Source organism: Bartonella sp. AA83SXKL, from assembly GCF_042196965.1.
Taxonomy (GTDB): domain Bacteria; phylum Pseudomonadota; class Alphaproteobacteria; order Rhizobiales; family Rhizobiaceae; genus Bartonella.
On record NZ_JBHIRG010000042.1, the window covers coordinates 1 to 5,612 of the forward strand.

Genomic DNA, 5,612 nt, shown 5'->3' on the forward strand with positions numbered 1-5,612 from the left:
TTTCATTAGCCAACCATTTAAAGGAGCATAAAGTATGGCAACAGGTTTTCTACACGGTGTTGAAGTTGTCGAGGTTGACGACGGCACCCGTCCCCTTCGCGCAGTACAATCGGCAGTTATCGGGATTGTTGGTACAGCACCCGATGCCGATGAACAAGCATTCCCTCTTAACACACCCGTTTTGGTAACGGGTTCTCTTTCACAAGCCGCTAAACTGGATAAAACGGGTAAGCGTCAAGGCACCTTACCCAATGCCCTTGATCTCATTTTCAAGCAAGTGGGTGCCATTGTTGTTGTCGTACGCGTGCACGAGGGTGACAACGAAAATGCAACACTCACCAATATTCTGGGTGGTGTAAACGCAAATGGTGCTTATGAAGGTGTTCATGCTTTGATTGGAGCGGGGTCCATTGTAGGACAAACACCACGCATTCTCATCGCTCCAGGCTTTACACATCAACGCCCTTCCAGTGTGAATATTGAAGAAAATGGAACGGGTGCGACTGCCAACCCCGTAGCAGCAGAATTGATTGGCATTGCTGAACGCCTACGCGCCATTGTGGTGCTTGATGCACCAAACAGCACAGATGAAGCAGCCCTTAGCACAGCAAAAGATTTTGATTCAAAGCGCGCTATTATCGTTGATCCGTTTGTAAAGGTAAATCGTGATGGAAAAATTGTAGAACAGCCAGCAAGTGCAGCGGTTGCTGGTGTCATTGCCAAAACGGATTTTACCCATGGCTTTTGGCATTCCCCTTCCAATAAAGTGATCAATGGCATTGTGGGAACTGCGCGCCCCATTGATTTTTCCATTGGTGATCGATCAAGCCGCGCTAACCTTCTTAACGAACAAAACATCACAACAATTATCCGCAAAAATGGTTATCGTCTTTGGGGTAATCGCACCCTTTCAAGTGATACAAAGTTTGCTTTCTTATCGGTGGTGAGAACCGCAGATATGATCAATGACGCCATTTTGCGCGGGCATCTATGGGCTGTCGATCGTAATATCAAAAAAACCTACATGAATGATGTCAGTGAAAGCGTCAATGCCTATTTGCGTGATTTGAAAGCACAAGGCGCCATTCTTGGTGGGCGCTGTACGCCTGATCTAGAGCTTAACACAGCAAGCGCCATTGAGAGCGGTAGAGTCTATTTCAATGTCGAATTCACACCAACAACACCAGCAGAACACATCACATTCCGTTCACGCATTGTGAATGATTATTTAGAGGAGATTTTTTAATGGCTATCCCCGTTTTACCAAGAGTTTTGAAATATTTTAACATTTTTGTCGACGGCATTCCCTATCAAGCAAAATGTGAAAGCGTAACATTACCGAATTTGAACTTGGTTGTTGAAAGTTATCGCGGCGGTGGCATGGATAGCTCCATTGAAGTTGACCTTGGTCTTGAAACCCTCACGCTTAGCATGACCATTTCTGATTGCTCTCCAGAGTTAATGGCACTCTTAGGGCGCACTGATGTCGACATTTCATTACGAAGTTCAATGCAAGCGCAAGGCACACCAGCAGAAGGTGTTGTCATTACCATGAGAGGACTATGCAAAGGCTTTGAAATGGCAGAATGGCAACCGGGCAGCAAAGCAACTTCTACGGCTACATTCACATTGCAATATTTCAAATATGTCCAGAAGGACATTGAAATCGTTGAGATAGACGTCCTCAACTTGGTGAGAAAATTCAATGGCGTCAATCAACTCGCAGACCATAGAGACAACATAGGATTATAAAAATGACAGTCCAAACAAGCATTACACATAAATTATTGATACCTGTTACTTTTGAAGGAAAAGAGCACACCGAAATTACTTTACAGCGCCCCAAAACAAAAGATGTGCAAGCAATCGACAAAAAAGAAGGCATAGAGCAAACAATCGCTATGATCGCACGTCTTTCTGGATGGGCACATGAAGCGGTTGGAGAACTCGATATTAATGACTTGTCGAGCATTGGAGAGATTTTGGAGTCTTTTATCAAGCGGCGGGATACCTCGACTGGGAAACCGCCGCTAAACTCATAGCCGATATTACCATTGTGTTCCATTGGTCCCTTTCAAAGATGATGGAAATGGAACCGCAAGAACTCATATTCTGGCGAAAACAAGCAGCAGAAAGGTATAAGATAAAATGAGTGAAAAAGTTGCTGATGCAAAGGTGAGATTGTCTCTTGAAGACAAACTCACCACACCTCTCAAACATCTTCAAAAAAAATTCGATACATTGTCAAAAACACTCTCACATAGTTTGGGTATTCCGCGCTTTTCTGCTGCTGTCAAAAACATGACAAAAAGCCTTCATGGCGTTCAAAGTGCTCTTAGCACAGCGGCAAGTCGTGCTTCAGTCTTTACCGGTGTCTTAGGGCTTGCTGGTGGTGGTCTTGTGGCAAGTGTAGCCGCCCTCACCATGAAAACCATGCATCTGGGAGATAGTCTTTATCACGCATCACACCATTTAAATATGAGTGTTGCATCACTTCAATTATGGGGTGATGCAGCCGATAATTCAGGCACTTCTGCCGAACTTTTTCAACAATCCTTAGCGGTTTTAAATAGGCGTTCAGCACAAGCATATGCCGGACAAAAAAGAGGAATGATGGGCTTTGAAGCGCTTGGCATTTCTGTCAAAAACACTTCTGGAAAACTCAAATCCACTTCTGTCTTGTTAGAAGAAATTACCGACAAGATGAGTAAGATGAAAAGCCAAGCACAAAGACAGCATATTGCCGCTCTGCTGTTTGGGGGCGATGGTAAAGAAATGGCGACCATGCTTGCACAAGGCATGGCACCCATTAAAGAGCTGTTTGCAAAGGCGCGAAAAGGAAAATGGCTGATAGGTGCCGATGTTGCACGCTATGCAGCAGATTTAAGTGACAAGCTTGGTGCCTTTAAGAAAAAAATAGGCGGTATCGCGAGCTTTATTGGCGCGCGTTTCATGCCCGTGATTAATGATATGATTGACGGTTTTTCAAAATTGATTGATGAAAACCGCGACCTCATTCAAACAACCGTTGCGAGCTGGGCAAAAACCTTAAAAAAAGTCCTTAATGATTTGCTTAATCCTACCTCTGATTTAAGAAAAGGCATCAGTGATCTCACAGAGAGGATTAAAGGCTGGTTCCAATGGATGGAGCCGTTGATTGGTGAAATAACCCTCTTTAAGGTAGGACTTGTGGCACTTGGTTCGTTCATTTTTGGTCCACTCATTGCCGCGTTAGCCGCAGCGGGAGCAGCGTTTGTCACACTTGGCTATGCAATCATGACCACACCTATCGGCTGGATACTTGGTGGTATTGCAGCAGTTATTGCACTGTGTAAATACTGGGATGAAATAGATTTCCGGTTGGTTGCATCATTAGCTGTAATTGGTGCAGCGTTTGTTAAGCTTGGTATCATCATGATGTCCTCTCCTATCACTTGGGTAATTGGTGGCATTGTTGCGCTTATTGCTGTTCTATATGTGCTTTACAAATATTGGGACAAAATAAAAAGCTTGTTGGTAGCATCATTAGCTGTAATTGGTACAGCATTCGCCGCGCTTCGCATCGTCATGATGTCTACTCCCATAGGCTGGATAATAGGCGGCATTACAGTGCTTATTGCTACTGGATATCTACTCTACAAAAACTGGAATACCGTAATAAGCTTCTTAGGAAAGCTATGGAATTCTTTTTACAGCTTATGTAGTAACATTTTCAATAACCTCTTTACGCTCTTTAAAAACTTTTCACCACTCTATTGGATAGCAAAAGGAATCAATGAACTCATTAAATGGTTGCTTGGCGTTGATTTAATGGAAGCAGGATCCAATCTGATTAACGGGCTTTGGGACGGCATCAAAAGCCAATGGAATGCTCTATCTGATTGGTTCAGCAACCAGATTAATCAATTAACCAGCTGGATGCCTAATTGGATGAAAGAAAAGCTAGGCTTTAATGTTTCAATCAACAAAACTTCAACCCAGACCATTAAAACCTTTACCGATGAAACCAATGCACGCGCAAAAAAAATGCTGGATACAGTAGTGGTTACAAATACCCCACCTGAAAAACGCAAGAGTGGTTTTAATACAAGTGTCGTTGAAACAGGACAAATGCAGGCTACAAATGCAAAAGTGGGTGCCTTTAAAGCTCCCAAGCCCATTACCGTTCATAAGCCGATAGAAGTAGATGCCCGTGTGATGATTTCAAATTTAAATATTTCTGTCCCCAATGGTCTCAAGGACGAAATCAGAGACGCTGTCAATCAAGCCCTTGAACGCTATGCAAAACAGCAACGCTTGGCTATAGCCTCTAGCCTTTCGGATTAAACATCATGATGTTAGCTTTGGGTGGTTTTATTTTTTCGATTGAAACAGCAGCTTACCAAACACTTGATATGTCTTATGGTGTTCCATGGGTGGAGCAAGGGCGATTGGGGAGAAAGGCTGCTCTTCAATTGCCTGCCGTTGCAAATGCGGAATTTTCTTTAACTGGTGTGATTTATCCAGATTTCAAAGGTGGTCACAGACAGCTCGAATATTTACGGCAAATGGCACATGAAGGACCTCACATTCTTGTGACTGGTCAAGGCAAAATCTTAGGTAAGTTTGTCATTCTTTCTGTAGAGGAAAAGCAAAGCATTTTTCATCATAACGGCACCCCAAAAAAACAAGAATTTACAATAAAGTTGAGAGAATATGGTGAAGAGCTATGAGTGATCTTTACGTAACAAAAGAAGGCGATATGGTTGATGCCATTTGCTGGAGATACTATGCAAAGGGTCAACAAGCCCTTGCTGTTGAACGCGTTTATGCAGCAAACTTTGGTCTTGCAGACTATGGACCCATTTTAAAAGCAGGTATCACGATACTCTTACCAACCCTCCCCTATCCGAAAGCCACACCAGTGATCAGAATTTGGGGTAGCAAATCATGAAACCTTTTTGCATGGTTCTGGCAAATGGAGAAGACATCACAAAAACTCTTATGGATTATGTTTTGTCGATTGAAATTACCGATGAAGCAGAAAACAAAAGTGATCGTATCACTATAGAGCTTGATGACCGTGCGCGTGACAGTGATAACGGCTTTCTTGATATTCCTCTTATCGGGACAGTTATTTCCATAACACTTGGCTATGAAGGGGGCAAAAACCGCGATATGGGAGCCTATCTGATAGACGAAATCTCTGTAAGCAGCCCACCACAAAGCTTAAGTGTTACAGGGCGCGCCGCATCAATGAACACATCTTACAGAACCCCCAAAAGCCAATCCTATCACCAACAAACCCTTGGCAGTATTGTTCAAGAGATAGCAGAGCGCAATGGCTATACACCAAAAGTTGATCCTTCTCTTGCTAAAATTGTTGTGCGTCACATTGATCAAACAGCTGAAAGCGATATGGCTTTTGCCGCACGCCTTGCAGGAGGATATGATGCGGTAGCAAAACCCGTTGATGGCAAACTTGTTTTGGCTAGACGGGGGGAAGGCAAAGCCATCACTGGTGAAACACTCCCCGTTATTGTTATTCATGAGAAACATTGTACCTCTTGGGATTTTAAATACAGTGCGCGTGATGAAGCAGGTGCAGCCAATGGCTTAGAAACAGATGTGGG

The 5,612-nt window shown here is 43.5% G+C and carries 7 protein-coding genes and 1 pseudogene; all 8 read left to right on the forward strand.

All coding sequences use genetic code 11. The features are described from left to right. Nucleotides 1-34 precede the first annotated feature (34 nt). Complete coding sequence (locus tag ACFINO_RS08890; RefSeq protein ID WP_375655482.1) at nt 35-1,246, forward strand: phage tail sheath subtilisin-like domain-containing protein; 1,212 nt, start codon at nt 35-37, stop codon at nt 1,244-1,246. Next, complete coding sequence (locus tag ACFINO_RS08895) at nt 1,246-1,752, forward strand: phage major tail tube protein (protein ID WP_375655483.1); 507 nt, start codon at nt 1,246-1,248, stop codon at nt 1,750-1,752. The genes ACFINO_RS08890 and ACFINO_RS08895 overlap by 1 nt, the downstream gene beginning before the upstream one ends. A gap of 2 nt (nt 1,753-1,754) precedes the next feature. Then, nucleotides 1,755-2,042: a phage tail assembly protein gene (locus ACFINO_RS08900; protein WP_375612344.1), complete on the forward strand. Its 288-nt coding sequence runs from the start codon at nt 1,755-1,757 to the stop codon at nt 2,040-2,042. A gap of 41 nt (nt 2,043-2,083) precedes the next feature. Next, nucleotides 2,084-2,152: a GpE family phage tail protein gene (locus tag ACFINO_RS08905; protein WP_273755857.1), complete on the forward strand. Its 69-nt coding sequence runs from the start codon at nt 2,084-2,086 to the stop codon at nt 2,150-2,152. Continuing rightward, complete coding sequence (locus ACFINO_RS08910) at nt 2,149-4,326, forward strand: phage tail tape measure protein (RefSeq protein ID WP_375655484.1); 2,178 nt, start codon at nt 2,149-2,151, stop codon at nt 4,324-4,326. Before ACFINO_RS08905 ends, ACFINO_RS08910 begins: the two co-directional genes overlap by 4 nt. Nucleotides 4,327-4,331: 5 nt before the next feature. Then, nucleotides 4,332-4,712 (forward strand): phage tail protein, encoded by a 381-nt coding sequence (locus ACFINO_RS08915; RefSeq protein ID WP_375633864.1) that lies wholly within the window; start codon nt 4,332-4,334, stop codon nt 4,710-4,712. Beyond that, complete coding sequence (locus ACFINO_RS08920; RefSeq protein ID WP_273789860.1) at nt 4,709-4,933, forward strand: tail protein X; 225 nt, start codon at nt 4,709-4,711, stop codon at nt 4,931-4,933. Before ACFINO_RS08915 ends, ACFINO_RS08920 begins: the two co-directional genes overlap by 4 nt. Continuing rightward, nucleotides 4,930-5,612: pseudogene (locus ACFINO_RS08925) on the forward strand (phage late control D family protein); the annotation flags it as partial. The gene ACFINO_RS08920 and the pseudogene ACFINO_RS08925, both read left to right, overlap by 4 nt.